Raw genomic sequence first — 25,030 nt, 5'->3', positions numbered from 1 at the left:
AGGAGGGAATTCGTGTATGGAAAAGGCAAAAATCAGCACAAGTCAATTGTTTATCCTTATGATTTTATTTCAGCTAAGCAATTCGCTGCTGATTCCTCTTGGAATGAAAGCGGGGCGTGACAGCTGGTTAGTAATTCTGATTGCGGCGGTGGTAAGCATCTTCTTATTTTTTATTTATCGGGCGCTTTACCTGTATTATCCTTCACTCTTGCTGACGGACTATACAGAGAAACTGATTGGGAAGTTTTTAGGAAGAATCCTGGCATTCTTATATATTCTCTTCTTTTTATACTGTGCTGCGAGAGTATTGCGGGAATTTGGTGTTATGCTGCTGTCTTTTGCCTTTCCGGAAACCCCTCTATTCGTTGCGTGCGCTATGATGATCCTTGTGGTTATTTACACTGTGTTTAAAGGCATTGAAGTAGTTGCCAGAACAGGGGAACTGCTTTTTGTCATCATGATTATGCTTGCATTCTTTCTGTTTCTCCTTATTGCTATCTCAGGTTTGATTGATGTCTCAAATTTAAGACCGGCCTTTGAAGATTCATCAAAAGTATTAAATACTGTCTTTACAGAAACTCTGTATGTTCCCTTTGGCGAAATCATCGTATTTACAATGATTTTCCCCTATTTAAATCAAGCAAAAAAAATGGGAAAAACAGGTGTAGCGGCAATCAGTATAACCGGCGCCGCTCTCGCTTTCACCACGGTTTTGAATATAAGTGTTCTCGGTGTACCTCTTATTGAACGCTCCCTTTTTCCATTATTAACAACCATTCAGTCTATTCAAGTCGGCGGATTTTTACAACGTCTGGACGTTATCTTTATTCTTGCTCTGGTAATTGGGGGATTCTTTAAAGTTACAGTATATACATACTGTGCTGTCATCGGTGCTTCCAGTTTGTTTGATATTAAAAAACCCTCTAAGCTGGCTTATCCGATGGGGATGACAGTTTTATTTTTATCCATGGTTATTGCGAGTAATTACTCTGAGCATATTGAAGAAGGGTTAAAGATATTTCCGCTCTATGCACAGCTCCCTTTTCAAATTATTCTTCCTGTTTTGCTGCTTATCATCGCCTTTATCAAAAACAGAAAAAAAGAATAGAGTGCCTATATTAACGGAAAGATATTTAAATATTGATTGGAGAGTGTAATAAAGTGAAAATCATTGGTATTTGTTTGTTCATGTTCATCATTCTAACTGGCGTTTCCTTAGGGATTGATTATTTGAATAGATATGAAATGCCCACTTTTAGATCTCTGAATCCTTTATATGTAATGGAAATTCCTGAATTAGCAATCATGTATATGCTTCTTCTCTTCTTATTTGTTGACCCTTTACTTTCTTTTTTACAAAAACGGCGAAATCGAAAAAAAGGAGATTAGAAAATACATTCTCCTGCCTTCGAGATAATATTTTATGATTTGTCATTTTAATTTTAAAATACATTTGCAAAGATTTTATAAATTCGTTACAATTTAATTGATAACTGTTATCAATTAAATTGTATAGGGGTTTATTTTATGAGTCGAACAGAGCTTGCAAAATTAATTCGTGAACGTCGCGCCATCAAAAAAGGATACAATGATAAGAAAGTAACGAGAGAAACTGTGATGCAATTATTGGAGGAATCCATCTGGGCTCCCACCCATGGGATGAGGCAGCCATGGCGCTTTGTATTTGTTGATAAAGATCACCTTCCCGGTTTTGCTAAAAAAGTTGCTGCTACATATCCTGAAGAAAGACAAGAAAATCGTGAAAATTACTTAAATGAGCCAAATGCCATTCTTGTTGTCATCATGGAGACTTCCGATATACCAAAGCAATGGGATGAAAACTTTGGTGCTGTCTCCGCCATGATTCAGAATTTTTGGCTATTGGCATGGGAAGAGAAGCTTGGTATCGTTTGGAAAACGAATCCACATATCTATGATGAGAAAGTAAAAGAGATTCTCCATGTGAAGGACAATGAGAAAATCGCCGCTTTTATTCATATGGGTTATTTTGATGAAACACCTGAGGAGAAAGAACGTATTCCTTTGGCAGATAAATTTGAAGTATTTGAAGAGGATGTTCAAAAAGTCCAATAAAAATGACACGGCGAATTTCTACGTTGACGAGCTTTTTCCAATACTCACGTATTATAAAGCATACGCTCCGTTTGGAAAAAGCTCGTCGCCTTGAACTTCTTGATCCTATTTATCGGACTTTTTGAACACACACTTAAAGATAATAAAATCAGATAATTTTATTTTTTTCTATAAATCTATTGACAAGTGCCCGTCTCTTCGTTTAGTATTAATTTCAATAATTAAATGATGTGGCGTTGATGAAGAATAGTAATTACAGGTGAACTCTCAAGAGAGCTGATGGCCGCTGTGAATCAGTGAGTATCCTTGTAATGAATGGACTTCGGAGCTCCAAACCGAAACATAATCGGAGTAGGCTTTGGCGGAATGGTTTCCCGTTATGGAAACTTAGAAGATAGTAGTCTTCTTTTAGAGTGAGCTGCATGTCAGCTAATAAAGGTGGTACCACGGTCCCTCGTCCTTTTTATATATGGATGAGGGGCCTTTTTGATTTCAGGAAAAATAAATGTTCAAAAAGTACGATGAAAAAGACCGAGAAGTTCGAGGAAGCGCCGTTTTGAGTAGCGGAATGTATATTTTTAGATACATGGCGCCACGGAAAAGCAAGCTAACGAGCTTTCACAGGATGTGATAACTTCTACGTTGCCCACACGACGTGGGCGTTCTTAGTAGAAGATTCTTTTCTAGCAGCGTCATTTTTATTGGACTTTTTGAACCTCCTATATGATAAGCGATGATGAAGAGTAGTAAATAATCTGCACTGCATAACAGAGAGCTGATAACTGGGTGGAATATCAGTATGCAGGGATTATTGAATGGACTTCAGAGTGTTTTTCTTAAATGGTGCATCTGTACCTGAGTAGGAAAAAACGTATTTCCGACGTTATACGGATAGGGTATCTGAATTTTTTCAGTACCTGATAAAGATAGAAAGAGTATTCTTTCTAAACAGAGGTGGCACCGCGGCCCCATCGTCCTCTATAAGCACATAGCTGTGTTTATAGAGGACTTTTTTTATTTCATAATATTAATCACAGAATCTTCAAATATAAAGGAGAGATAATCATGACTGCACATATAACACATCAAACCTGTTCTATAGATGGATTAATTCCCATTCAAGTTTTTCAAATCTTGCCAAAAGCAAAAAAATACCTGTTGGAAAGCAGCTTTCCGCATGAAGAAAAAGGGCGCTATTCCTTTATCGGTCTTCACCCTTACCAGGAAATTATCGGGCGTGGAAAAGAAACTATGCTTATCAGCGATTCTCATGTAGAACCGCTTGTTGTACACCAGCACGCGCTGCATTTCTTACAGGAGATTATGCCGAAAATTAAATTATCTCTTCCCCTCCCCTTCTATGGCGGAGCAGTCGGGTATATCGGCTATGATACCATTCAATCTTTTGAAGATATTGGTCCATCTCCATTTGATGATCGGGATATGCCGGATATTCATTTGATGCTTTTTGAGGATACGATTATTTTCGACCATGAAGAAAATAAATTGCATTTTATCGCTATCGACTGGAACGGCGATGCAGAAGAAAAACGTGCGCAGCGTATTCAAAAACTGAAGCAATATGTGGAGCGGGCCAAATATACTGTACTTCCTGAACCACAAAAATATGCTTTCACTCCGGAAACCGACCAGAGAAAATTCGAAGAGAACGTACAGATTGCCAAGGATTACTTACAAAAAGGTGAAATTTTTCAGGTTGTTTTATCCCAGCGTTTTTCAAGAGAGATTGAAAATGAAAGAGAGTTCGGACTTTCCTTCTACGAGCAATTACGGAGATATAACGCTTCCCCATATATGTTCTATATTGACTTTCTGGACTATACCGTACTCGGTGCTTCCCCGGAAAGTTTGATAGAAACAAATGGAAGCCGTGTTGTCACCAATCCTATTGCAGGAACAAGAAAACGGGGACAGAACGAACTGGAAGATCAGGCACTCGCTGAAGAGCTGCTTGCCGATGAAAAAGAACGGGCAGAGCATCGGATGCTTGTTGATTTAAGCAGAAATGATTTAGGCCGCGTCTGCGAGGTAGGCAGTATCGAAATTCCAGTCTATATGACAATTGAGCGTTATCAGCATGTGATGCATATTGTTTCAGAGGTTACAGGGGAATTACGTTCCGATTATTCAGGGATTGATGCTCTTATCTCTTGTCTCCCCGCTGGAACAGTATCAGGAGCACCGAAAATTCGGGCGATGCAAATCATTAATGAACTGGAAACAATAAAACGCGGTCCTTACGGCGGTGGAATCGGCTTTATCAACTTTGAACATGATGTGCATATTGCACTTGCCATCCGCTCCATCGTTATGAAGGGGAACAAAGCTTATTTTCAATCTGGAGCCGGTATCGTATATGACTCCGTTCCGTTCAATGAATATATGGAAACCATTAACAAAGGAAGATCTTTTATGGAGGTGCCTGAACTTGATTCTATTAATTGATAATTATGATTCTTTCACATATAACCTGTATCAATATGTTTCCGAATGTGGCGTACACGTTGAAGTAATCCGTAATAATGAAGTCACTCTGGAAACCATCCAATCATTAGAGCCCGAAGCTATTATTATTTCACCTGGACCAGGTTCTCCAAAGGATGCCGGAAACTGTATTGATATCGTGCAGTCCTTTTATAAACAGCTGCCGATACTTGGAATCTGCTTAGGCCATCAAGTGATCATGGAAGCTCTGGGCGGAAGAGTTATTCAGGCCTCTACCATTAAGCACGGAAAAACATCGCTGATTCAGCATGATGGCTCTGGACTGTTCCAAGATCTCTCTAATCCAGTTGAGGTGATGCGTTATCACTCTCTTGCCGCGGAGCAAATCTCGGTACCATCTGAACTACGTATTACAGCAACTGCTTTAGATGATGATGAAATTATGGGTGTAACACATCAAGTGTACCCAGTTTATGGATTGCAATTCCATCCTGAGTCAATCGGAACACTGGATGGAAAACGAATTATTTCTCATTTTGTTGAGAAAGTGATAAAGCAGAAGGAGGAAGTAACCCAATGAAACCGCATTTCAGTCAATTACTCGAAGGAAATAACTTATCATTTGAAGAAACAAAGGCATTATTTAATGCCTGTTTCCAGGAGGATGTTTCAGATACTGAGCTTGCTGCCATCTTAGTTGCTTTAAAAATGAAGCAGCCGACAGCTGAAGAGCTGGCCGGTCTGGCGGAAGTGATTCATACCAGCTCCCCTTTCCAATTTGAATTGGGAATTCCAGCAATGGATAACTGCGGAACAGGCGGAGATCGTTCTAACAGCTTTAATATCAGTACTTGTTCAGCATTTGTTTTAGCAGGTGCCGGTATTACTGTTGCTAAGCATGGAAACCGCCGTATTTCCAGCCAGACCGGGAGTGCAGATGTATTAGAAGAACTGGGAGTCTCTCTGAATCTGACAAAATCACAGCTCAAATATATGCTGAAGGAGAATCAAATTGCCTTTTTATTCGCACAGCATGTTCATCCAACCCTGAAACAAATTGCCGGCGTACGTCAGAAGCTTCGTACACCGACCATTTTCAATTTAGTGGGTCCTTTAACTAATCCTGTTGCTTTAAGCTCACAGCTGATAGGCGTTTATTCCAATGAAGCATTGCCAATTGTGGCAAAATCTTTAAAAACGCTTGGCAGAAAACGGGCACTGGTCATTCATGGTGCAGGCGGTATGGATGAAGCCTCTCTCCAGGGTGAGAATAAATTTATTTTACTGGAAGACAACGAATTAAAAGATGGATCTATCCATCCAGAAGAAGTTGGTTTATCCGTATATGACAATCAGAAAATTGAAGGCGGCGATGCCAAGGTCAATGCAAAAATTCTGCTCTCTGTATTAAATGGGGAGCCTGGAGCATACCTGGATACAGTTCTGTTTAATGCAGCAATCGCTTTATTTGCCACCGGGAATGTCGATTCAATTAAAGATGGAGTCGAAGTTGCTAAAGACAGTGTATTCTCCGGAAATGCAAAAGCAAGATTGAATGCATTAGTTCAATACAGTCAGGAAATAAAACGTGAGGTGGTTTAAATGACTTTTTTAGAAAAAATAATTGATAAGAAAAAACAGGAGATCGCCCAGCGGAAATTACAGGCAGACGGGAAATATACTCGAACAAATCCAATTTATTCATTGCATGAAAAAGTCCAGGCAGCCGATCATATATCCATTATTTCAGAAATCAAACGGGCCTCCCCTTCCAAAGGGCCGATTCAAATGGACATGGATATACTGGAGCAAGCAAAACAATATGAACAATCCGGCGCAGCTGCGATTTCTGTTTTGACGGATGAAAGCTTTTTTCACGGTTCCTTAGAAGATCTCAGGGCTGTCAGTGAAGCTGTTTCCGTGCCAGTTCTGTGCAAAGATTTTATTATTGATGAGATTCAAATCGATGATGCAAAAAATGCAGGGGCATCCATTATTCTGTTAATCCTCGCTGCATTTCCGCTTGAACGATTTCAGCGTCTATACAGCTATGCGATAGAGCAGGGCCTCGAGGTATTATGTGAGGTCCATAATGCGGATGAATTAAAAGATGCACTATCAGTCAGTCCAAAAATCGTCGGTATTAATAACCGCAATTTAAAAACATTTGAAGTGGATTTACAAACAACCACAGAGCTTGTTCAGCAAATAGATGAAAAGGGACTTACCATTATATCTGAAAGCGGTATGCGCACGAAAGAAGATGCAGAGCTGGCAAGAGACGCCGGTGCTAATACCATTCTGGTCGGTGAAACGCTGATGCGTTCAGATAATGTGGAAAAAGATATGCAGGCACTGCAGGTACCACTCTCCTCTGCGAAAGGGGCTTCCTGATATGCTTGTTAAAATCTGCGGGATCACATCTCCTGAAATTGCACAGGTCTCAGTCCATGCTGGAGCAGATTTTTTAGGATTTGTTTTTGCGAAAAGCAAGCGTGAAGTCTCTATAGATCAAGCACGAGAAATTATTGCAACGTTGCCTGACCATGTAAAAAGCGTTGGTGTTTTTGTAAATAAAGATGTACAGGAAATAGAAGAAATCGCTCAGGAAGCAGGACTTGATTTTATACAGCTGCATGGAGAAGAATCTGCTCAAGTCGTCTCCCAGCTCACATATCCGGTCATTAAATCACTTCCCGGTACAGAGGAAGGATTAAAGAAGACGGCTCAATATGATGCTGTTTCTTATCTGCTGATGGATAGTCCTCCCCTGCCCCATGCACACGGAGGGAACGGGACTACATTCAACTGGTCCATCTTAAATGGAATTGACTTTTCTGACAAACTGATTTTAGCAGGAGGACTGACACCGGAAAATGTTGCTGAAGCCATTAAACAGGTGAACCCGATTGGTGTGGATGTTTCCAGCGGTGTAGAAACAAACGGAAAAAAAGATCTGGATAAAATAAAATCATTTATCCACGCAGCAAAAAGAACTGTAGAAAGGAATCAATAATATGCAAACATACACATTCCCAGATGAATCAGGAAAATACGGCAAATTCGGCGGCAGATATATACCCGAATTACTTATGCCAGCTGTCTTAGAGCTTGAAGAAGCATATGAAGCAGCAAAAAAAGACCCTTCTTTTCAGGAGGAATTAAATAACTATCTGACAGAATACATTGGCAGAACGACTCCGTTGTATGAGGCAGAGCAATTAAGCAAGCATTTAGGCGGACCAAAAATTTATTTAAAACGGGAGGATCTCAATCATACCGGGGCTCATAAAATTAATAACACCATCGGACAGGCGCTTCTGACTTTGCGGATGGGCAAAAAGAAAGTTGTCGCTGAAACAGGAGCCGGTCAGCACGGTGTAGCTACAGCAACCGTTTGCGCTCTGCTTGGTTTAGAGTGTATCGTTTTTATGGGCAACGAGGATATTAGAAGGCAGAAGCTCAACGTCTTTCGAATGGAGCTTTTAGGAGCAAAGGTTGTTGGTGTCTCTCAAGGAAGTGCAACATTAAAGGACGCCGTGAACGAGGCTCTACGCTATTGGGTTAATAATGTTCACGACACCCATTATATCATCGGCTCTGTTGTCGGGCCTCATCCCTTCCCCCGCATTGTCCGGGATTTTCAATCGGTTATTGGTTCCGAAACAAAGCAGCAAAGTCTGGAAAAGCAAGGGAAGCTGCCAGATGCTATCGTAGCCTGTGTTGGCGGCGGGAGCAATGCAATGGGGATGTTCTATCCTTTTGTGGAGGATAAAGAAGTTGCTTTATATGGTGTCGAAGCAGCAGGGAAAGGCGTTGACACCAATGAACATGCAGCCACGTTAACTGGCGGGTCTCCCGGGATGCTGCACGGTACATTTACTTATTTGCTGCAGGATGAAGCCGGTCAGATTCAGGAAGCAGCCTCTATATCTGCCGGATTAGATTATCCTGGTATTGGGCCGGAACACAGCCACCTGTATGATACCGGCCGTGTTACCTATCCTTCCATTACAGATGAAGAAGCATTAGAAGCCTTTCAGCTGCTTGCCAAATTAGAAGGAATTATCCCTGCACTAGAGAGTGCGCATGCAGTTGCCTATGCCTGCAAGCTGGCAGGAGAAATGTCCTCTGATCAGTCATTGGTTATCTGTCTGTCCGGACGCGGAGATAAGGATGTAGAACAAGTCAAAGCAAAACTGGAGGAGGATTCCAATGGGAAAGCATAAATTAGAAAATACATTAAATCAGATAAAAGCAACCGGAAAGCCTCTTTTCATTCCATATATGATGGCAGGTGACGGCGGCATTGATCAAATCAATGAACGCATTAACTTCCTAGCAGAATGTGGTGCATCTGCGATTGAACTGGGCATTCCTTTTTCCGATCCAGTGGCAGATGGCCCTGTCATTCAAGATGCCGGGCTGCGTGCATTACAGAATGGAACGACATTAAAGCTTGTCCTGGATGAGGTACGTAAGCAAAAAGAATCTCGGAGCATCCCAATTATTTTAATGACCTATATTAATCCTATTTGGAACTATGGCTATGAACAATTTGCTAAAGACTGTGATGCTGCAGGAGTAGACGGCATTATTATCCCGGATATCCCAATGGAAGAGGAAGAAGATATTGCAGCACAGCTTTCCGCTAATGGTATCGCCTTTATCCGGTTAGCTGCGATGACAAGTCCAGATGAACGCCTGAAGAAAATCGCAGGAATGTCAGAAGGCTTTTTATACGCCGTCTCTGTCAGCGGCACTACCGGCGAGCGTGCACAGCATGAAGAAAGCACACTTCACTATTTAGAAAAATTAACTGAACTGAGCTCTGTACCTGTCCTGGCCGGCTTCGGAATTTCTAATCCGGATCAGGCAAAATACTTATCCGCTTATTGTGATGGTGTTATTGTAGGCAGTAAGATTGTACACTTGTTTGCAGAAGGAAAACAAACGGAAATTAGGGAATTAATTGGCGAGACGATTAAATAAATGTATGTTTGCATTGATATAAGTGACGAGACAACCATTTTTTTATTGCATAAACTATATTAGAATCTAGACAACGTTGTCATTGATTCAAACCATCACAACAACCCATGCCTTGAGGGAGCTGTATGCCATACACAGCTCCTGTTTTTTTTTCTTCCCGTTCAAAATTGTACCGTTACAATTCCTTCATATATTTTCAAGCAAAATACTTGTCATTCAGCATAAAATACTATATCATCTAAAAAGACTAACCAGTCAGTTTTAATAAACAGACTTTTAACCCGACCAAGTTTAGGTTATAAAATATTCATTAACTAATCTGACGTATTGGATAGACAGTTTATCTTCCCGGAAATTTCCTTGCAGATAAAAAGCTGTCTATTATCTATGCGGAAAAGAAGGTGAAGAAGATGGCGCCGCGAATTTCTGAGGAAGCGAAAAAAGCAAGGAGAGATCATTTGCTGGAAGCAGCACTCGAATGTTTCTCCTCCAAAGGATATTATGCATCAACTGTTGATGATATAGTTCGTTACGCTAATCTGAGCAAAGGCTCTGTTTATAACTACTTTGAGAGTAAAGAAGATATCTTTATCCATTTACTTGAAAAGAAACGCACAGAGTCTATGGAGCATTTAAAAGAAAAGCTGGATAAAATAGATAGTCCGACGAAAAAATTACAGCACTGGATTCATGAAGATATTCCTTACAGCCTGGATAAAAAGAAATTTATGCGTGTTCACATTGAATTTTGGCTCTACTCCGCTGATTCACCTAAGCTGAAGGAAATTCTGTCAAAACGCTTTGACGCAATGGTTGATATGACAATAGCCATCATCACTGATGGTAAAAAAAGAGGCGAGCTTAGACAGGATTTAGATGTGGAACAGGCAACTGCCATGTTTTGGTCTTTACATGATGGAATATGGCTGCATGCAGTAATCGGCTATGATGTTAAAAAGCTGGAATCTCATATCAGAGAGATGGAAAACGTGTTTATGGCATATATTCAATAAAAGTACACATCTTTTCCTTTTGCTTCACATACATTAAGAAACTGACCGGTCATTTTTAAAAAGGAAGGTGAAATATATGTTAAAGAAACTTTTTGGACGTAAGCGTAAAGCACAACAGGATATTTATATGCAAAATGAAGAGCATTTACTACGTGAACGCTTAGCTGTTGAATACGATACAATTCGCGCTGGCATCAGATAATTTATAAATAACGCCTCAGCACTCCATCCGGAAGCACTGAGGCGTTATTTTTTTATCTATCCCCATAGTAAGCACCTAATCTATATACTTTGACTTTTTTACAAACCCGCATTTCTTTGCCAGATAATAACCCAGAAGAACCCCAATAAAGTTTAGAATAATATCATCTATATCCACTGACCTTGTGGCAAATCCTATATAATGGAGTAAAAGCTTTCCAAGCTCAATAACGACTGGAATCAAAATTGCTGCAGTTATTGTCTTTTTTAAAGAAATTCGATTAAAGCACAAATAAGCTCCAATCAGTATTGTAAGCAAGATGTTCCCTAACAAATTAGCCCCGGCAATCCGAATAGAAATATCACCAGCAAAAATAGCTTTCACATATCCACCGATTGTATAAAAAGGAATTGCATTTATAGTTATATATCCTAATGCTATGGGCAAATAAAACCATACGATGTAACTAATATAAATATATAAAATAGAAATACCATATGAATAATTTCTGTAGACAGATAATCAAATTTCTTCCTGATTAATTTATAAACTATGTAAAAGATAAGGATTGATATAAAAATAAAACTGAGCTATACAATACTTAATAGCAAAAATTCACCACCTAGCTTTACTAGTAAAATGCAGAATAAAGGTTCTCCCTCTATTCTGCATTTTATTTTTATTCATCCTCAAATTCCATCTGATTTAATTCAAAATACTGATATTGCTTCATAGAATCTGCCGCTTGAATGATGCCTTGATAAACGTTTTCCCCTGTCCCCAAATCAAACACGTTTATGGAAACGTCAGTCGCAGTTAGTGTAGAAAATGCAGGAAATGCAATATAGAAGTACCCATTCCGGATAGCAGTTAATGGATAAACATCCTCTGGATTGATTTCTAAGTCGCCATTTAACACATTTTCTTCAAAAACAACGTCCTTTTCCTCTAAATTCTCATCAAATCTTGTTAAAATGTAATTATCTCTTTGCAGCAACCCCACATAAACAGCTCCATCATAGATGCGAAGAAATTCTCCTTCATATAATGAGTCTCCAAGAAGGTCAACGGATTTGAAACTATCCTCCCCTACATTATATAGTCGCAACTCATATTTGAGCGGAGAATCTCCTATATAACCGCCGTTCTGATCTACTTTATATTCATCATAGATATAGAGATAATTCATTTCTCCGTTAATCAAACCGCTGTCTTGATAGATTAAAGTAGTATATATCCCTTCTTTTTGCTCAATATCTTTTGCCGGGAACTTGATATCCTCTAAAGTTTGATTATTTAAATCAATGACAAGAATCGCATCCTCATCCTGATAAATATCAGTCATCTCATCATACTGCCCTTCCATATATACCTGGGCATATAATTTATTATCATTGACACTTATAGAATTCACACCATAGATCCGTTGATTTTCTTCGACAGAAAGTTCAAATTCGTTTACCTCATCTGTTTCTTTATCAAGTATTTCTATATGAATATCATTCGATTCATCGATTCCCCAGCCTAAATTGTCTACATCTACATAAATAAGCTGGTTTTCTGTTTCTATAAAGTTCTCACTCCAAGTGTTTTTCCCGCGCATAAAGCTTTTATATTCTTTAACATACTTTTCCATCTGCAAATCCTGATAGTACCAGCCATAATGCATTCCTCTTCCAAGTTCAATCCGCTTTGATTCTTCTAAAGATAAACGAAAGGGATCTGGTACTACATTATAATATGGTGAGTAGTAGCTGCGTTGTGCATCACCATAGATTAAAACATCTTTTACAGCCTCTTCATCCCCTGATACTGTTTTCCAATTAAAATCAACCTCTTCCTTATCTATTAAGTAAAAGCCGATGATGATAACGGAGATGAAAATTAATGCAATATATATGGTTAAATAACGTTTTACATGTTTCATCTCTATCACACCCTTATCTTTCTATTTAATAAATGATTACTAAGGAAAATCGATATGATGGAAAGGACAATTGCTATTGCAAATTGCATCCACAAGAGCTCATTATCAAAAAAATAGTCCTTCATGATTATTTGCAAAATATATGGTGAGAACACCAGAATTAACGTCCCAATTCCATAAAAAACTGCTATAAATACACCACGGAAACGGTAACTGCGTTCAATTAAAATCATGGTAAACAGTACGATAACGAAGGCTATACCGAAACCGTAATTAATAATAAAATCAATAAAATTCTCTGGAAGCAGGAATCTTAAATAATATAAGCTTCTAACCATGCCCTGGGTGGTTAAATCTAACCGGTAATCCACCGGGATAATCAGCTTTAATATGACTTGCAATACAGGCAGGATAGCTACTTGAAAAGCAACTAGCCCAAATACTAGCATCAGAATAACTGCTCCTTTTGAGAAAAACAACTGAATACGTTTTACCGGCAGCATCAGCAGACGGTAAATGAAGGTATTCTTTCCCAACCAATCCCGATACCAGATAAATAAAATATAAATAAATATAGTCACTGCTGCAATGACAACAGGCAAGCTAAATATAAAGCTGGACAATATATTTATCATCGAAGCATACCCATTGTCTTGAAGGAACTGCTCTTTGGATAACCCGTGTTTAACGATGCTTTCCGTAATTTCAGATTTCACCATAAAAGCATAAAATATTACACTGGCAGCCTCTATCAAAAATACCACCACTAACAAAGTAATATAAATCGGTAAAAAACGCATAAATTCAAAGTTTACCAGCTTTCCAAAAAGCTTCATCCCTGATATACCTCCCTCATCACATCGATAACGGATTTGCCCTCTTCTTCTCTTATTTGCTCCGTCATAAATTCTTTTCTCACAACTCCATCAGCTAATAAAACAGCCTTATCAATTAAATGCTCAATATCACTGATTTCGTGTGTTGTTATAATCACACCGCGGTCCTCTACCAAATGACTGGAAAATACGTCTGCAATCTGCTCCCGGCTGAAGATATCTATCCCGGAGAATGGCTCATCCATTAATATGTAATCTGCATCCATCGCCAGCCCCATTAATAAATTCACCTTCGCTGTATTTCCTTTAGACAATTGTGAAATACGTTCTTCTTCTTTGAGCTTAAAAAATTTTAATATTTCCTTTGCCCGTTCATCATTCCAATTTTGATAGAAATCCCTCATAAATTGAAAAGCATCCTTTATCCGCATTTTAGGCAGAAGCGTCATCGCATCCGGAATATATGTTACCTTCTCCATTACTGCGGGGGATAATTTTTCACCATCAATCGTAATCTCGCCATTTTGATAAGGTGTCAGACCCATAATAGATTGAAGAATGGTCGTTTTGCCGGCACCATTAATTCCGATAAGACAAGTAATCTGACCTTTATCTGCTTCAAAAGTAATCCCGTTTAAAATTGACTTTCTTCCATACCTTTTTTCTATACCGGTTAATTTAATCATGCTTTATTTCACCCTCTCCGCCCAGTTCATTTAATTTTGACTGTACAAGCTCAAAAACCTGTTCCTTTGGAATTTGCAAAGAGGTGATACGATCTACAAATTGATCAATCGCTTCTGTTATTAAAGTTTCACGAATTTCTTTAATACGCTTCGTTTCTTTTGTGATGATACTTGGTTTATTTCCATCCGTATAAATCAAGCCTTCCTCCTCCATTTCTTTATAAGCTCGCTGTACGGTATTCGGATTAATTTTTAATTGCTGTGCTAATTCTCTGCGTGAAGGGATTTCTTGACCAGATTTCAATTCTCCAATTGCAATCTGCTCTTTAAAATACCTAATCACCTGAATATACACAGCCTCTCGCTTATCAAAGTGGATAGCCATCCAATTTCTCACCTCATTCTTCTAGTGCATACATATCTGCTGTATTAATACATTGATACATCTCGTAAGTGTATTATATGTATAATACACAAGAAAGACAACTATTTTCTTTATTAAAATTTAAATTTCTTAATTCACATTAGATTATCTTTTATATTTTAAAGCTAAGCAGGTTTTTAAAATGGAGAAATTACTATTTATTAATAACTCCACTTTCGCACCTGAGAATAAGCATCTATACCTTCCTACTCCAGGATGAACATGTTCTTCATTATCCTGCCTGCATATTGTTAAATCATCTTACTATTGAAATGAAGGTTGTGTATAGCTCCTGTAACCAACCACTACGCTTTCCATGGGGACGGCTTCAGCTAACTTGAAAAGAAAACCGCTTTTCAAGTGGATCTTCAGCTCGCCCTGCGATGCACAAATGTTTTCGATGGGCGAGTAATCGCAGTCCCAGGACGTGCAAGTGCAGGCGTTGTGACAGGAGTCACGGGTTTAGCCTGCGAACCACTTAGGAGTCTCCGTGGTTGATCTGCGCTAAGTTAGGCTTCCACAGCGTATGAAAGGAATCATATCCAGATGGAGTTGGATGAAATAATTGTTTTTACTTGATGAAAAGATCATTTTAGTGTTTCAAATGGTTAAGGTGGCAATTGAAACTATGACACACCACACAGCATGAATAGTAAATATCGGGAATAGCTTTTATGAACAGAAAGAAATCGTGACGGGACATTTTTATATGCACCACGAAAAATATGTTCTTTACTGGTCTAATTTCTATTGGCTCCGTTGTATTAAACAGTATAGAACCCCCTTCTAGCGGAGGCGGACCGTTTTGACTCCTGAGGGATTAGCATCATCTGAAGATCCACTTTTGCCAAGTGCTCTTCTTGGCAAAAGTTAGCTGAAGAGCATGCCCCTAGGAAAGCAAAACGGTCCGCCGCAGCGGTGCCTTACGCATTACCTTTTTTCTATATAGAATTTATGCTTTGTCAAGGGATAGATGGAAAGAATGATCAACTCCAGTCTCTATGATAAGCTTGTTATTTTTTAAGGTGTGAAAGTTGAGTTAATAATACATCTCTTGCAAAAACAGCTGATACAAAAGAAATTCCTTTTTCAAGCGGATATGATAGAATTACTAACAGTATGATATTAAGCAGGAAGGAAGTATTTTAGATGAAGCTAGTTACATGGAATGTCAATGGAATCCGCGCCTGTGTCCGCAAAGGTTTCTTGGATTTCTTTCATGAAATAGATGCAGATTTTTTCTGTTTACAGGAAACAAAGGTGCAAACAGGCCAAATTGAATTAGATTTAGAAGGTTATTATCAATATTGGAATTACGCACAACGAAAAGGTTACTCTGGGACGGCTATTTTCACCAAGCATAAACCGCTGCGTGTTTCCTACGGTTTTCAAGAGGGAGAGACAGAGCCAGAGGGAAGGATAATTACATTAGAATACCCAGAATTTTATCTTGTCAATGTCTATACACCAAACTCAAAACGGGATTTAACCAGGCTTGAAGAACGTCTGGAATGGGAAGACAGGATATTTGATTATTTGAAGGAGCTTGACGCTGAAAAGCCTGTAATTTATTGCGGGGATTTAAATGTAGCGCATCAGGAAATCGATTTAAAAAATGATAAAACAAATCATGGTAATTCAGGCTTTACTCAGGAGGAGCGTGATAAAATGACACGCATCTTAGCCAATGGATTCACAGATACGTTACGCTATTTCTATCCAGAGCGCGATGATATTTTCACTTGGTGGTCTTATATGAAAACAATCCGCGAAAGAAATATTGGATGGCGTATTGATTATTTTATTGTTTCCAGTCAATTAGAAAAATATCTGAAAAACTTAGAGGTTTATCGATATACCCTTGGCAGCGATCATTGTCCAGTATGCTTGGAAATGAATCTGGAGGAAAATTAAATCTATACAGACATTGGTTTAATCAAAGAATTTAAAAAACTGGATGTCAAACGCCCGAAATAATTCGGGGATAAAAAAAAGCCCAATAATTAAACCAAACAAAAATATAGTAATAATTCTTATTTTTTTTCGCATTCCCCGGCGGCCTCTCTTTCATAAAAGAAGAAAAGGAAGTACCTTAGCTGCCTCCTCTTCTTCTTTTTTATTCAGAAGATATATTCGTCCATTTTCAGCTGGTATGTAAGCATATATGGAAGTAGATCCTCCATATTTCTTTTATTTTTTTTGCAAATAATCAACCATGCCAAGCGCACTTAATTGTAAATCTACATTAATCATCTGATAAACTTCATGCTCATCCTGAATCCCCTGCTCACTGAGCTCGGATTGCACATATTTCAACAAACGTTTAGCAATCTCATCATAGCCCTGTCCTTCAGCAACCGCAGCTTTTGCTTCCTTAACAAATACATCCAGCCATGCCTCTGCCTGCTTCAAGGCTTCTTCTACTAAATCAGTTTCTCCAAAATGTCCAAAATAGATATAATCCAATTGTTTTTCACGGAATTTCTGCAAAGATTGCTTCATTGCTGCCGGATCAAAGTGGTTTGGCGAAGTAGATGGTAAAAAGAAGTTCACTCCATGCGGAAATAATTGTTCATATTGGATTCCTGCTGTGTCTCCCGTAAACATGCCATTACTTAATGGATCATAGATGCTCAGATGATGTTTGGCATGCCCCGGCGTGTCCCAGAATTCTAATACCCGCTCTTCCCCAATTTGTAAACTATCTCCTTCTGTTTTCTCCACAATTCTTTCTTCCTCGGCCGGGACAATCGGATCGTATAGCTCGGAAAAACGCTCTCCATAAATCGCCCGTGCTCCAGCTGCTAATTTCTTAGGATCAACCAGATGCCTTTTCCCTCTCGGATGAACGTATAAAACAGCGTTAGGACATAAAGCTAATAAACGTCCCGCTCCGCCTGCATGGTCTAAATGAACATGTGTCACAATAATATGCTTCACATCAGCTAATGAATACCCCAGCTCTTCTAGCCCTTTCTTAATATATGGTACAGCAGGGCTTGGACCTGTTTCAACAATGGTAAGTTCGTCCCCTTCAATGATATACGAACCAGTTCTGCCGCTTACACCAAAATCAAATCCATCGATAAGTGAAATACCATGATGAAGTTTTATTGGCTTTCTGGAATGCAGATTCATAGTAATCCCCCATTTCTACAAAATTTTTCTACTATAATATAAACTTATTTTAACATCTTTTCAGAAACTCTATCTAGAAATAAGATAACGGAGCAATGCCACCGCTGCGGCGGATTCTATACTGTTTAATACAATGGAGCAAATAGAAATTAGACCAGTAAAGAACATATTTTTCATGGTGCATATAAAAATGTCCCGCCACGATTCCTTTCATTCGCTGTAAAAGCTTAACTGAGCGTAGACCAACCAGTTAGACTCTTATGGGAACAGGGCGATCTGAATATCCACTTGAAAAGCGGTTTTCTTTTCAAGTTAGCTGAAGCCGTCCTCATGGCAGACTAAAATTTCAGGCGTTCTGAGGATTACTTACCCCGTCAGAATTTGTAGTGGTTGGTTACAGGAGCTATACACAATCTCCATTTCAAATAGAAGGATGATTTAACAAAATGCAAGCAGGCTACATGTTCATCCTGGAATAGGAAGGTATAGATGCTAATTCTCAGGTGCGAAAATTGAGTAATTATTTCTTGCACTTGATTTTGAGTTAAAACCAAAATAGGAAATTTGAATGATTTTCTTTGCTTGATATTCAACAATAGGGTACATTAGATGGAGAATAGATAATATAATATTTACTGGTACAAAATATAACAGTAAATTGAAAATGGATAAAAAGGATGAAACAAAATGAGTAAAAAGAATGTGGATGATTACCTTCAAGAAGGAATGTATGGAACACGCCTGCCCAATGAAAGTGAACGGAAAAAATATCTTGGAACATTGCGTGAGCGTATCGCTTTTGTTTTAACAATTGGAGAGGTTATGTCTAATAAAGGCCTTGTGGAATTAGAGCGTCAATTAAAGCAGCATCCAAAGGCAAAGCTGCTGTTGAATGGGAATATTTCATACCAATTTTTAAAAGAAGAAAAGTCACTCGCCGACCGTTTTTCCATTTCTCATACAACTGTAAGTAATCAGGAAAATGATACAGAGATTGGTTTAGTACTCACATACTCTTATGCTGTAGATATAGAGCATATTTACCTCAAGGATATAGAAGACATATCAGCTCCAAATGAAAAAGAAGAAGAAGAAAAAAACAGTAATCCACCAAAAGGATTCGTTTCAAAGCTCAAAAATTTATTCCATTAGTACTATTTTTAGGTCTATTATAAAAACAGTATGGATAAAACAAATGCTAAAAAGTGCCAGTCATCGGAATTTAGATTATTTAAACTAATTCCCAGATGGCCGGCACTTATCTTCACTTTATATTCCTTACTATTTCAAATTATATGATTCATTTTTTGTTATCAAAATCAATATTTTTCATTCGGAACGGTGTGATAATCAATACCACAATCAATGCCAGTCCCATGTAGCCGATCAGTGAATAAAATTTAGAAACTAAATCTGTAAAGCCGACAAAACTGAGGATAAATCCTGCTACAAGAGTTATAACTAAAATAATGTTAAATTTCTTCGTTTCTACTTCTGCAAACCTGGCAACAAAGGCAAAGAACATACTAATTGCAGTATTAAAAATCATTCCAAATAGAACAATCGCCATGATAATGCCTAAAAATGGTGAGACATTATTTACAATGCCCAACATCGGCATTTCGAAATTACCAACCTCTTCAATTTTAGCAAAAATCGCGAAATAACTAAGCAGAATTAAGACACCTAATCCTAGTCCCCCTACTAATCCGCCAATTGCAGCTGTTTTTCTATCCTTTTCTGCACTTCCCATAACAATAGACATAGCTGCACCAACTGATGTATTAAAGGTAGCATAGTTCAAGCCTGCTACAAACCAATTCGGAAAATTCGGTCCATGACTTTTTGCAGTACTATTTAACTCTGCAAGCGACCCATCCATCGTAAAAAAGCTGTAAATGGAAATAAAAATAACAAATAAAATTAAGAAAGGTGTAATACTGCTGATTACAGCAACAACTTTATCTACTTTTAACATCCCCGTCAGCAGCACCAATACTGCCATCAGGACAGCGCCAACAACATGAGGCAATCCAAATTGCTGGTTAAGATTTGCTCCAGCTCCTGCAATCATTACGACGCCTACGCCAAATAAAGTAAATACAAGCACAGCATCTACAATCACACCAATAAGGTTAAAACGGGTGAGCTTTTCGATAAACTTAAAATGACTGATCTTATAAATTACTTCATTATAGGAGGATGTCTGGGATCTGCTTCCCAGCCAGACGAGCATCATACCAACATATGCAAAAAGCACGGTTGAAACAAAGGCAGCCAGAATACCTAATGTTCCAAAGCTGGTAAAATACTGCAGCACCTCCTGTCCGGAAGCAAAACCTGCCCCTACAATCACACCTATGAATGCGCTTGCAATTACAAAGATTTTCATTATTCTTTTCATGTTCTTCCTCCTATTGTTCCTTTTTTCGTCACACAAGTATTTGATGAAATCTTTCTATGTATATACTAAAATAGAGATAGATATATTTTTTAGTATACAAAAAGACTGCTTATGAAAAATGATAGTTTTTTTAACAATAAAAAGCAAGTATACAAATTATTCAATTAATTAAAAATAATGTAAGCAGGCTTTTCATATCAATATTAATGCTTCTCTTATAAAGGAGTGCGTTTTATGGATTATTCTAACATAAACACTAATAAACTATTAACTCTTCGACAGCCTTTTTCTGATTTAGATGCACTCGCCGATATGATTAGCGAAGTGTTGGCATGTCCAATTACGATTGAGGATGCCAATCATCATGTTCTAGCATATAGTAAGCATACTGAAAATATTGATGAAGCGAGAATAAGTACCATTATGAATCGGAAAGTTCCCGATAAGGTAATCAATGGATTATGGAAAAACGGAGCAATGCCTAAGCTTATTGACAGTAATCAGCCTGTCATTATACCTGAAATTAAAGAAATTGGACTGGGAAACCGGATAGCCATTTCCATCTGGAAGCAGAACGAAATATTAGGATTTATTTGGGCGCACACAGGAGAAAAGGAATATTCTGCAGATGATTTGGAAATCTTAAAAGAAGCTGTCCGTCAAGTGAAAAAATTTATACTGCAAAAGCTGCCTGGCAGGAGAAATACAGAACAAGCCTATAAAGATTTTTTCTGGCAGCTGTTAACAGCAGACTTTGTCAGCGCAAGCACCATTCAATCCTATGAAAAACAATTCAATATAAAATTGCAGGACGGCTTGGCTATTGTTGTCTTCCGTTTTGAAGATGAGATTACACCGCAAATTGAAAAACATGCTTACTACCTTTCAGAAACAGTCATGCAGGTCAATACGATTTTTCGTTTGTTTGATGATCAGGATTTTATTCTATTAGTTCGCTTATGGAAAGATGACGATACATCAGATAAGATTTATCAATTTATTAGTCAGCTTCAGGAAAAAATAAGTATACAGCTGAAGCTGACCTCCATGCACGGCGCAGCAAGTCAAATTTATCATTCAGCTAAAGATATGACACAGGCCTATGAAGAAGCACTCCAGACTCTTTCCTTACAAAAGCAATTCCCGGATAAGCTGTCTTCTTGTTTTCTGTACGAAGATTTAGGCATATTTCAGTGGGTGGACATATTAAAGGAACATCGCCAAAAACGGCATCATACTAATAAATACATTCAACGGCTCCGTAAGTATGATGAGCGCCAGCAAAGTAACTTATTATACACTTTAGAAGCATATTTAGAGTATGATTCTAACGTACTTCAGACAGCAAAAGCTTTGTTTATCCACCCAAACACTATGAATTACCGTTTAAAAAGGATTCATGAGATTAGTAAGCTTGATTTAAAAAATCCGCATCAAAAAATAGCGGTTTATTTAGAATTATTAGCTGATAAACTAGAATAACAGTACCGTTTGTGTAAATACACAAACGGTATTGGCCCAATTCATTTATTTTCATAATGTTTTCCCACAAAGAAAGCGTTAACATAATAAGCATAAACAATAAACAAAGGGGCGAGTAAACATGATTATCGGGGTTCCTAAAGAGATAAAAAATAATGAAAACCGTGTTGCTATGACACCAGCTGGAGTGGTTAACCTTGTACAATCCGGGCAAACCATCCTTATTGAAAAAGAAGCCGGCTTAGGGAGCGGCTTTACAGATGATGAATATAAGCAGGCTGGAGCAGAAATTATTGCAGAGGCCAGGGACGTCTGGGATCGTTCTGATATGATTATGAAGGTAAAAGAACCGCTTGAATCAGAATATCGCTATTTCCGGAAAGGATTAGTATTGTTCACCTATCTTCATCTAGCTGCTGACAAGAGACTAACAGAAGAGCTGGTAGAAAAAGAAGTAACAGCTATTGCCTATGAAACCATCGTTGTAGGCAGGTCACTTCCACTTCTGACACCAATGAGTGAGGTAGCCGGACGTATGGCTACACAAATCGGCGCACAGTATTTAGAGAAATCAGAAGGCGGAAAAGGCATTTTACTTGGTGGAATTCCTGGAGTAAAACGAGGAAAAGTAACGGTTATTGGCGGTGGTGTCGTTGGTACAAATGCAGCACGGGTAGCTATCGGCCTTGGAGCTGATGTAACGATTATTGATTTAAATCCGCAGCGTCTTCGCGAATTAGAAGAGATTTTCGGCTCAAGCATTCAAACATTAATGTCAAATCCATTAAATATCGGGGAAGCTGTGAAAGATTCTGATCTCGTTATTGGCTCAGTACTAATTCCAGGCAGAAGAGCACCGAAGCTTGTAACAGAAGAAATGATTCAATCCATGCAGCCAGGCAGTGTCATTGTCGATGTGGCAATTGACCAGGGAGGTAACTTTGAAACAGTTGACCATCCGACAACCCATGAAGACCCAATCTATGTGAAGCATGATGTCCTGCATTATGCCGTTGCAAATATTCCAGGAGCCGTTCCGCGTACTGCAACAGTCGGCCTGACAAATGTAACTGTACCTTATGCTGTTAATATTGCGAAACAGGGTGTAGAGAACGCCATTCAAAACAGCGCACCTATCGCCAGCGGTGTGAATGTAATGAATGGTCATGTAACAAATGAAGCTGTTGCAAATGATTTAAATTATGAATATGTTGCAGTAAAAGATATTTTATAAAAAATACAATAAATCTAAAAAGTCATCACTCCTTACAAAAGAGCTGATGGCTTTTTAGCATTCCAATATGTACTGGATTATAGTATAGAAGCCTTTCTAATCGTCATTTTCATACCATTCTGTTACACTTACTTTATACAGAATGGAGGGATTATTTTGCGTTTACAGAATCAAAAAGTTATTGCACTTGTCGATCATGATTTTGAAGATTTAGAACTATGGTATCCCGTTCACCGTCTACGTGAAGAAGGCGCCAGGGTAGATTTAGTCGGACAGGCTGCTAATCAAAAATATATAGGAAAATATGGTGTTCCTGCTGAATCTAATTATGCTTTTTCAGAAGTGAATCCAGAAGATTATGATGCAATTCTGGTTCCTGGAGGATGGGCTCCAGATAAACTTCGCCGTTTCCCTGAAGTTATCAGCTTCGTTAAGCATATGAATGATAATAAAAAGCCTATCGGACAAATTTGTCATGCCGGATGGGTATTAATCTCTGCAAATATTTTAGAAGGCAAAACTGTAACCAGTACACCGGGAATTAAAGACGATATGACCAATGCTGGTGCAACCTGGGTTAATGAGCCGGTTGTTTCTGATGGGCACCTTGTTTCAAGCAGAAGACCGCCTGATCTACCAGATTATTTACGTGAATTAATCAAAGTGATGGAAGAATACAGCCGTTAAAATAAGTGTTTATAAAGTTTGATAAAAAGGATCAAGAAGTTTGAGGCAGCGCAGCTTTGAGCAGCTCTTTTCATGGGGCGAGTAATCGCAGTCCCCAGTGGAATGTATGCTTTTAGATACATGAGCAGCGGTTTTCCTGGGGTGAGTAATCGCAACCCCAGCGGAAAAGCAAGCTAACGAAGAAATTCGCAGTGTCATTTTTATTAGACTTTGTAAAAATCCACTTAAGGGAGTTTTTATATGAGAATTGTTTCTATAGAACCAACACCCAGCCCACATTCTATGAAAATCAATGTGAATGAGACTTTACCCCCTGACGAAACGTATAATTACAGTGACAAGGACGATTTAGCTCATGCACCGGAATATGTGCAGGAGCTTTTTGCTCTGGAAGGGGTTAAAAATATCTATCGTGTTATTGATTTTATTGCTTTAGCAAGGAATCCAAAAACACCCTGGGAAGAACTACTGCCTCAAGTCCGAAACGTATTGGGAACAGAGGAAGCGTTCGATCAGCAGGATGAACTATCTAATGCTCCGCAGGCTCCTTCTGAAGCATTTGGAGAAGTTCATGTTTTCATTCAGATGTTTTTAGGAATTCCTATGCAGGTAAAGCTGGAAGAAGGAGATAGAGAAGAACGCTTCGGGCTGCCAGAGCGCTTTTCCAATGCAGTAATGGAGGCTTCCACTGCCTCTGACAATATCATTCTGGATCGGAAATGGGAAGAACAGCATCCACGCTATGGAAGTCTGGAAGAAATAGGATATGATGTTGTAGAGGAGCTAAAAGCAAGCTATGACCAGGACCGCTTGGATACCCTTGTACAAATGGCTTTGCAAAATGATGAAAGTGCAGGCAACACAACAAACTATTATCAGCATGTTCCGATTGAAAAACTGGATAATCCTGATTGGCGTGAACGCTATGCTGCGCTGGACCGTTTAGACCCGACATTGGACGATCTTGCCCTTTTGGAAAAAGCTGTCCACGATGAAAAAGCATCTATCCGCAGACTGGCAACAGCTTATTTAGGAATGCTGGAGGATAAAGCTGCGTTGCCATTACTATATAAAGCATTAGCTGATAAAGCCGTCAATGTCCGGAGAACTGCCGGAGATTGTATTTCTGACTTAGGTTTTACAGAGGCTATTCCAAATATGAAGGAAACATTAAAAGATAAGAGCCGAATTGTCCGTTGGCGTGGAGCAATGTTTTTATATGAAGTCGGAGATGCATCTGCCGTCCCTGCTCTTCAAGAAGCTGCTGATGATGAACCCGAATTTGAGGTCCGTATGCAGATAAAATTAGCCCTGGAGCGTATTGAAGGCGGCAAACAGGTAAAAGGCTCTGTTTGGCATCAAATGACACAGGCAACAAGATCAAAAACAGACATTTTCAAAGACTGATGGAAGCTAATTCAGAGCAACTGCTTCTGAATTAGCTT

The 25,030-nt window shown here is 38.7% G+C and carries 24 protein-coding genes and 2 other annotated features; of the genes, 17 read left to right on the top strand and 7 right to left on the bottom strand.

Annotation, left to right across the window (positions count from 1 at the left end; translation table 11 throughout):
• The first annotated feature begins 16 nt into the window (after positions 1 to 16).
• The 11 genes from MHH51_RS04890 (at position 17) to MHH51_RS04840 (ending at position 10,767) form a co-directional block, all read left to right on the top strand.
• Positions 17 to 1,108 (top strand): endospore germination permease, encoded by a 1,092-nt coding sequence (locus tag MHH51_RS04890; protein ID WP_339284784.1) that lies wholly within the window; start codon positions 17 to 19, stop codon positions 1,106 to 1,108.
• A gap of 419 nt (positions 1,109 to 1,527) precedes the next feature.
• The gene (locus MHH51_RS04885; RefSeq protein ID WP_147211265.1) at positions 1,528 to 2,094 is read left to right on the top strand and encodes a nitroreductase; all 567 of its coding nucleotides are present in this window, start codon (positions 1,528 to 1,530) and stop codon (positions 2,092 to 2,094) included.
• Between the two features lie 227 nt (positions 2,095 to 2,321).
• Positions 2,322 to 2,559 (top strand) — a binding site (T-box leader).
• Positions 2,560 to 2,818: 259 nt separating this feature from the next.
• Positions 2,819 to 3,076: a binding site (T-box leader), on the top strand.
• 83 nt (positions 3,077 to 3,159) lie between these two features.
• Positions 3,160 to 4,560, top strand: coding sequence for an anthranilate synthase component I (trpE, locus tag MHH51_RS04880; RefSeq protein ID WP_339284781.1), 1,401 nt, complete (start codon positions 3,160 to 3,162; stop codon positions 4,558 to 4,560).
• Positions 4,544 to 5,140 carry an aminodeoxychorismate/anthranilate synthase component II gene (locus tag MHH51_RS04875; protein WP_339284779.1) on the top strand — a complete coding sequence of 199 codons (597 nt, stop codon included), beginning with the start codon at positions 4,544 to 4,546 and terminating at the stop codon, positions 5,138 to 5,140. The genes trpE and MHH51_RS04875 overlap by 17 nt, the downstream gene beginning before the upstream one ends.
• Positions 5,137 to 6,162, top strand: coding sequence for an anthranilate phosphoribosyltransferase (gene trpD / locus MHH51_RS04870; RefSeq protein ID WP_156985671.1), 1,026 nt, complete (start codon positions 5,137 to 5,139; stop codon positions 6,160 to 6,162). The genes MHH51_RS04875 and trpD overlap by 4 nt, the downstream gene beginning before the upstream one ends.
• Entirely contained in the window at positions 6,163 to 6,954 is a 792-nt protein-coding gene (trpC, locus tag MHH51_RS04865; protein WP_339284777.1) for an indole-3-glycerol phosphate synthase TrpC, read from the top strand. It begins immediately after the preceding gene.
• A gap of 1 nt (position 6,955) precedes the next feature.
• A complete protein-coding gene (locus tag MHH51_RS04860) occupies positions 6,956 to 7,576 on the top strand; it encodes a phosphoribosylanthranilate isomerase (protein ID WP_339284775.1) in 621 nt (206 codons plus the stop codon).
• A 1-nt stretch (position 7,577) separates the two neighbouring features.
• On the top strand, positions 7,578 to 8,789 hold the full coding sequence (trpB, locus tag MHH51_RS04855; RefSeq protein ID WP_339284773.1) for a tryptophan synthase subunit beta: 1,212 nt from the start codon (positions 7,578 to 7,580) through the stop codon (positions 8,787 to 8,789).
• Positions 8,776 to 9,552 (top strand): tryptophan synthase subunit alpha, encoded by a 777-nt coding sequence (gene trpA, locus MHH51_RS04850; RefSeq protein WP_156985675.1) that lies wholly within the window; start codon positions 8,776 to 8,778, stop codon positions 9,550 to 9,552. The genes trpB and trpA overlap by 14 nt, the downstream gene beginning before the upstream one ends.
• A 410-nt stretch (positions 9,553 to 9,962) precedes the next feature.
• The gene (locus tag MHH51_RS04845; protein WP_339284771.1) at positions 9,963 to 10,565 is read left to right on the top strand and encodes a TetR/AcrR family transcriptional regulator; all 603 of its coding nucleotides are present in this window, start codon (positions 9,963 to 9,965) and stop codon (positions 10,563 to 10,565) included.
• 76 nt (positions 10,566 to 10,641) lie between these two features.
• Positions 10,642 to 10,767: a hypothetical protein gene (locus MHH51_RS04840; protein WP_255473818.1), complete on the top strand. Its 126-nt coding sequence runs from the start codon at positions 10,642 to 10,644 to the stop codon at positions 10,765 to 10,767.
• 75 nt (positions 10,768 to 10,842) lie between these two features.
• Here MHH51_RS04840 and MHH51_RS04835 read toward each other — a convergent pair whose 3' ends face one another.
• The 5 genes from MHH51_RS04835 to MHH51_RS04815 all read right to left on the bottom strand — a co-directional run bounded on the left by MHH51_RS04835 (position 10,843) and on the right by MHH51_RS04815 (position 14,601).
• On the bottom strand, positions 10,843 to 11,229 hold the full coding sequence (locus tag MHH51_RS04835; RefSeq protein WP_339286255.1) for a VanZ family protein: 387 nt from the start codon (positions 11,227 to 11,229) through the stop codon (positions 10,843 to 10,845).
• A gap of 217 nt (positions 11,230 to 11,446) precedes the next feature.
• On the bottom strand, positions 11,447 to 12,694 hold the full coding sequence (locus MHH51_RS04830) for a hypothetical protein (RefSeq protein WP_339284769.1): 1,248 nt from the start codon (positions 12,692 to 12,694) through the stop codon (positions 11,447 to 11,449).
• Positions 12,695 to 12,699: 5 nt separating this feature from the next.
• Positions 12,700 to 13,530: a hypothetical protein gene (locus tag MHH51_RS04825; protein WP_156985679.1), complete on the bottom strand. Its 831-nt coding sequence runs from the start codon at positions 13,528 to 13,530 to the stop codon at positions 12,700 to 12,702.
• Positions 13,527 to 14,216 (bottom strand): ABC transporter ATP-binding protein, encoded by a 690-nt coding sequence (locus MHH51_RS04820; RefSeq protein ID WP_339284767.1) that lies wholly within the window; start codon positions 14,214 to 14,216, stop codon positions 13,527 to 13,529. Before MHH51_RS04820 ends, MHH51_RS04825 begins: the two co-directional genes overlap by 4 nt.
• Positions 14,209 to 14,601: a GntR family transcriptional regulator gene (locus MHH51_RS04815; RefSeq protein ID WP_147211278.1), complete on the bottom strand. Its 393-nt coding sequence runs from the start codon at positions 14,599 to 14,601 to the stop codon at positions 14,209 to 14,211. The genes MHH51_RS04820 and MHH51_RS04815 overlap by 8 nt, the downstream gene beginning before the upstream one ends.
• A gap of 1,188 nt (positions 14,602 to 15,789) precedes the next feature.
• Here MHH51_RS04815 and MHH51_RS04810 point away from each other — a divergent pair.
• Complete coding sequence (locus tag MHH51_RS04810; protein WP_156985681.1) at positions 15,790 to 16,554, top strand: exodeoxyribonuclease III; 765 nt, start codon at positions 15,790 to 15,792, stop codon at positions 16,552 to 16,554.
• Positions 16,555 to 16,830: 276 nt separating this feature from the next.
• Here the strand turns inward: MHH51_RS04810 and MHH51_RS04805 are convergent, their stop codons facing one another.
• Complete coding sequence (locus MHH51_RS04805) at positions 16,831 to 17,772, bottom strand: MBL fold metallo-hydrolase (RefSeq protein ID WP_339286253.1); 942 nt, start codon at positions 17,770 to 17,772, stop codon at positions 16,831 to 16,833.
• A 693-nt stretch (positions 17,773 to 18,465) separates the two neighbouring features.
• On the opposite strand from MHH51_RS04805, the gene MHH51_RS04800 reads away from it, so the two are divergent.
• Complete coding sequence (locus tag MHH51_RS04800) at positions 18,466 to 18,930, top strand: YueI family protein (protein WP_147210894.1); 465 nt, start codon at positions 18,466 to 18,468, stop codon at positions 18,928 to 18,930.
• Positions 18,931 to 19,078: 148 nt separating this feature from the next.
• On the opposite strand, the gene MHH51_RS04795 is transcribed toward MHH51_RS04800, so the two are convergent.
• Positions 19,079 to 20,182: a hypothetical protein gene (locus tag MHH51_RS04795; protein ID WP_147210893.1), complete on the bottom strand. Its 1,104-nt coding sequence runs from the start codon at positions 20,180 to 20,182 to the stop codon at positions 19,079 to 19,081.
• Positions 20,183 to 20,416: 234 nt separating this feature from the next.
• Here MHH51_RS04795 and MHH51_RS04790 point away from each other — a divergent pair, with 234 nt between their 5' ends.
• The 4 genes from MHH51_RS04790 (at position 20,417) to MHH51_RS04775 (ending at position 24,992) form a co-directional block, all read left to right on the top strand.
• Complete coding sequence (locus MHH51_RS04790; protein ID WP_339284765.1) at positions 20,417 to 21,664, top strand: PucR family transcriptional regulator; 1,248 nt, start codon at positions 20,417 to 20,419, stop codon at positions 21,662 to 21,664.
• Positions 21,665 to 21,785: 121 nt separating this feature from the next.
• Positions 21,786 to 22,898 (top strand): alanine dehydrogenase, encoded by a 1,113-nt coding sequence (ald, locus tag MHH51_RS04785; protein ID WP_339284764.1) that lies wholly within the window; start codon positions 21,786 to 21,788, stop codon positions 22,896 to 22,898.
• Between the two features lie 156 nt (positions 22,899 to 23,054).
• Positions 23,055 to 23,585 carry a type 1 glutamine amidotransferase domain-containing protein gene (locus MHH51_RS04780; protein ID WP_156985684.1) on the top strand — a complete coding sequence of 177 codons (531 nt, stop codon included), beginning with the start codon at positions 23,055 to 23,057 and terminating at the stop codon, positions 23,583 to 23,585.
• Positions 23,586 to 23,825: 240 nt separating this feature from the next.
• Positions 23,826 to 24,992 carry a conserved virulence factor C family protein gene (locus MHH51_RS04775; RefSeq protein ID WP_339284762.1) on the top strand — a complete coding sequence of 389 codons (1,167 nt, stop codon included), beginning with the start codon at positions 23,826 to 23,828 and terminating at the stop codon, positions 24,990 to 24,992.
• The last annotated feature ends 38 nt before the right edge of the window (positions 24,993 to 25,030 follow it).

The sequence above is a fragment of the Oceanobacillus sp. FSL K6-3682 genome (genome assembly GCF_037976165.1).
Lineage (GTDB): Bacteria > Bacillota > Bacilli > Bacillales > Amphibacillaceae > Oceanobacillus > Oceanobacillus sojae.
This window is presented reverse-complemented; position numbering and strand designations above follow the sequence as displayed.

Coding starts and splice junctions, on each gene's coding strand:
- MHH51_RS04775 (WP_339284762.1), top strand. CDS start 23,826: ATGAGAATTGTTTCTATAGAACCAACACCCAGCCCACATTCTATGAAA.
- MHH51_RS04845 (WP_339284771.1), top strand. CDS start 9,963: ATGGCGCCGCGAATTTCTGAGGAAGCGAAAAAAGCAAGGAGAGATCAT.
- trpA (WP_156985675.1), top strand. CDS start 8,776: ATGGGAAAGCATAAATTAGAAAATACATTAAATCAGATAAAAGCAACC.
- MHH51_RS04790 (WP_339284765.1), top strand. CDS start 20,417: ATGGATTATTCTAACATAAACACTAATAAACTATTAACTCTTCGACAG.
- MHH51_RS04820 (WP_339284767.1), bottom strand. CDS start 14,216: ATGATTAAATTAACCGGTATAGAAAAAAGGTATGGAAGAAAGTCAATT.
- MHH51_RS04830 (WP_339284769.1), bottom strand. CDS start 12,694: ATGAAACATGTAAAACGTTATTTAACCATATATATTGCATTAATTTTC.
- MHH51_RS04825 (WP_156985679.1), bottom strand. CDS start 13,530: ATGAAGCTTTTTGGAAAGCTGGTAAACTTTGAATTTATGCGTTTTTTA.
- trpC (WP_339284777.1), top strand. CDS start 6,163: ATGACTTTTTTAGAAAAAATAATTGATAAGAAAAAACAGGAGATCGCC.
- MHH51_RS04885 (WP_147211265.1), top strand. CDS start 1,528: ATGAGTCGAACAGAGCTTGCAAAATTAATTCGTGAACGTCGCGCCATC.
- MHH51_RS04840 (WP_255473818.1), top strand. CDS start 10,642: ATGTTAAAGAAACTTTTTGGACGTAAGCGTAAAGCACAACAGGATATT.
- MHH51_RS04860 (WP_339284775.1), top strand. CDS start 6,956: ATGCTTGTTAAAATCTGCGGGATCACATCTCCTGAAATTGCACAGGTC.
- ald (WP_339284764.1), top strand. CDS start 21,786: ATGATTATCGGGGTTCCTAAAGAGATAAAAAATAATGAAAACCGTGTT.
- MHH51_RS04810 (WP_156985681.1), top strand. CDS start 15,790: ATGAAGCTAGTTACATGGAATGTCAATGGAATCCGCGCCTGTGTCCGC.
- trpE (WP_339284781.1), top strand. CDS start 3,160: ATGACTGCACATATAACACATCAAACCTGTTCTATAGATGGATTAATT.
- MHH51_RS04800 (WP_147210894.1), top strand. CDS start 18,466: ATGAGTAAAAAGAATGTGGATGATTACCTTCAAGAAGGAATGTATGGA.
- MHH51_RS04890 (WP_339284784.1), top strand. CDS start 17: ATGGAAAAGGCAAAAATCAGCACAAGTCAATTGTTTATCCTTATGATT.
- MHH51_RS04795 (WP_147210893.1), bottom strand. CDS start 20,182: ATGAAAAGAATAATGAAAATCTTTGTAATTGCAAGCGCATTCATAGGT.
- MHH51_RS04815 (WP_147211278.1), bottom strand. CDS start 14,601: ATGGCTATCCACTTTGATAAGCGAGAGGCTGTGTATATTCAGGTGATT.
- trpD (WP_156985671.1), top strand. CDS start 5,137: ATGAAACCGCATTTCAGTCAATTACTCGAAGGAAATAACTTATCATTT.
- trpB (WP_339284773.1), top strand. CDS start 7,578: ATGCAAACATACACATTCCCAGATGAATCAGGAAAATACGGCAAATTC.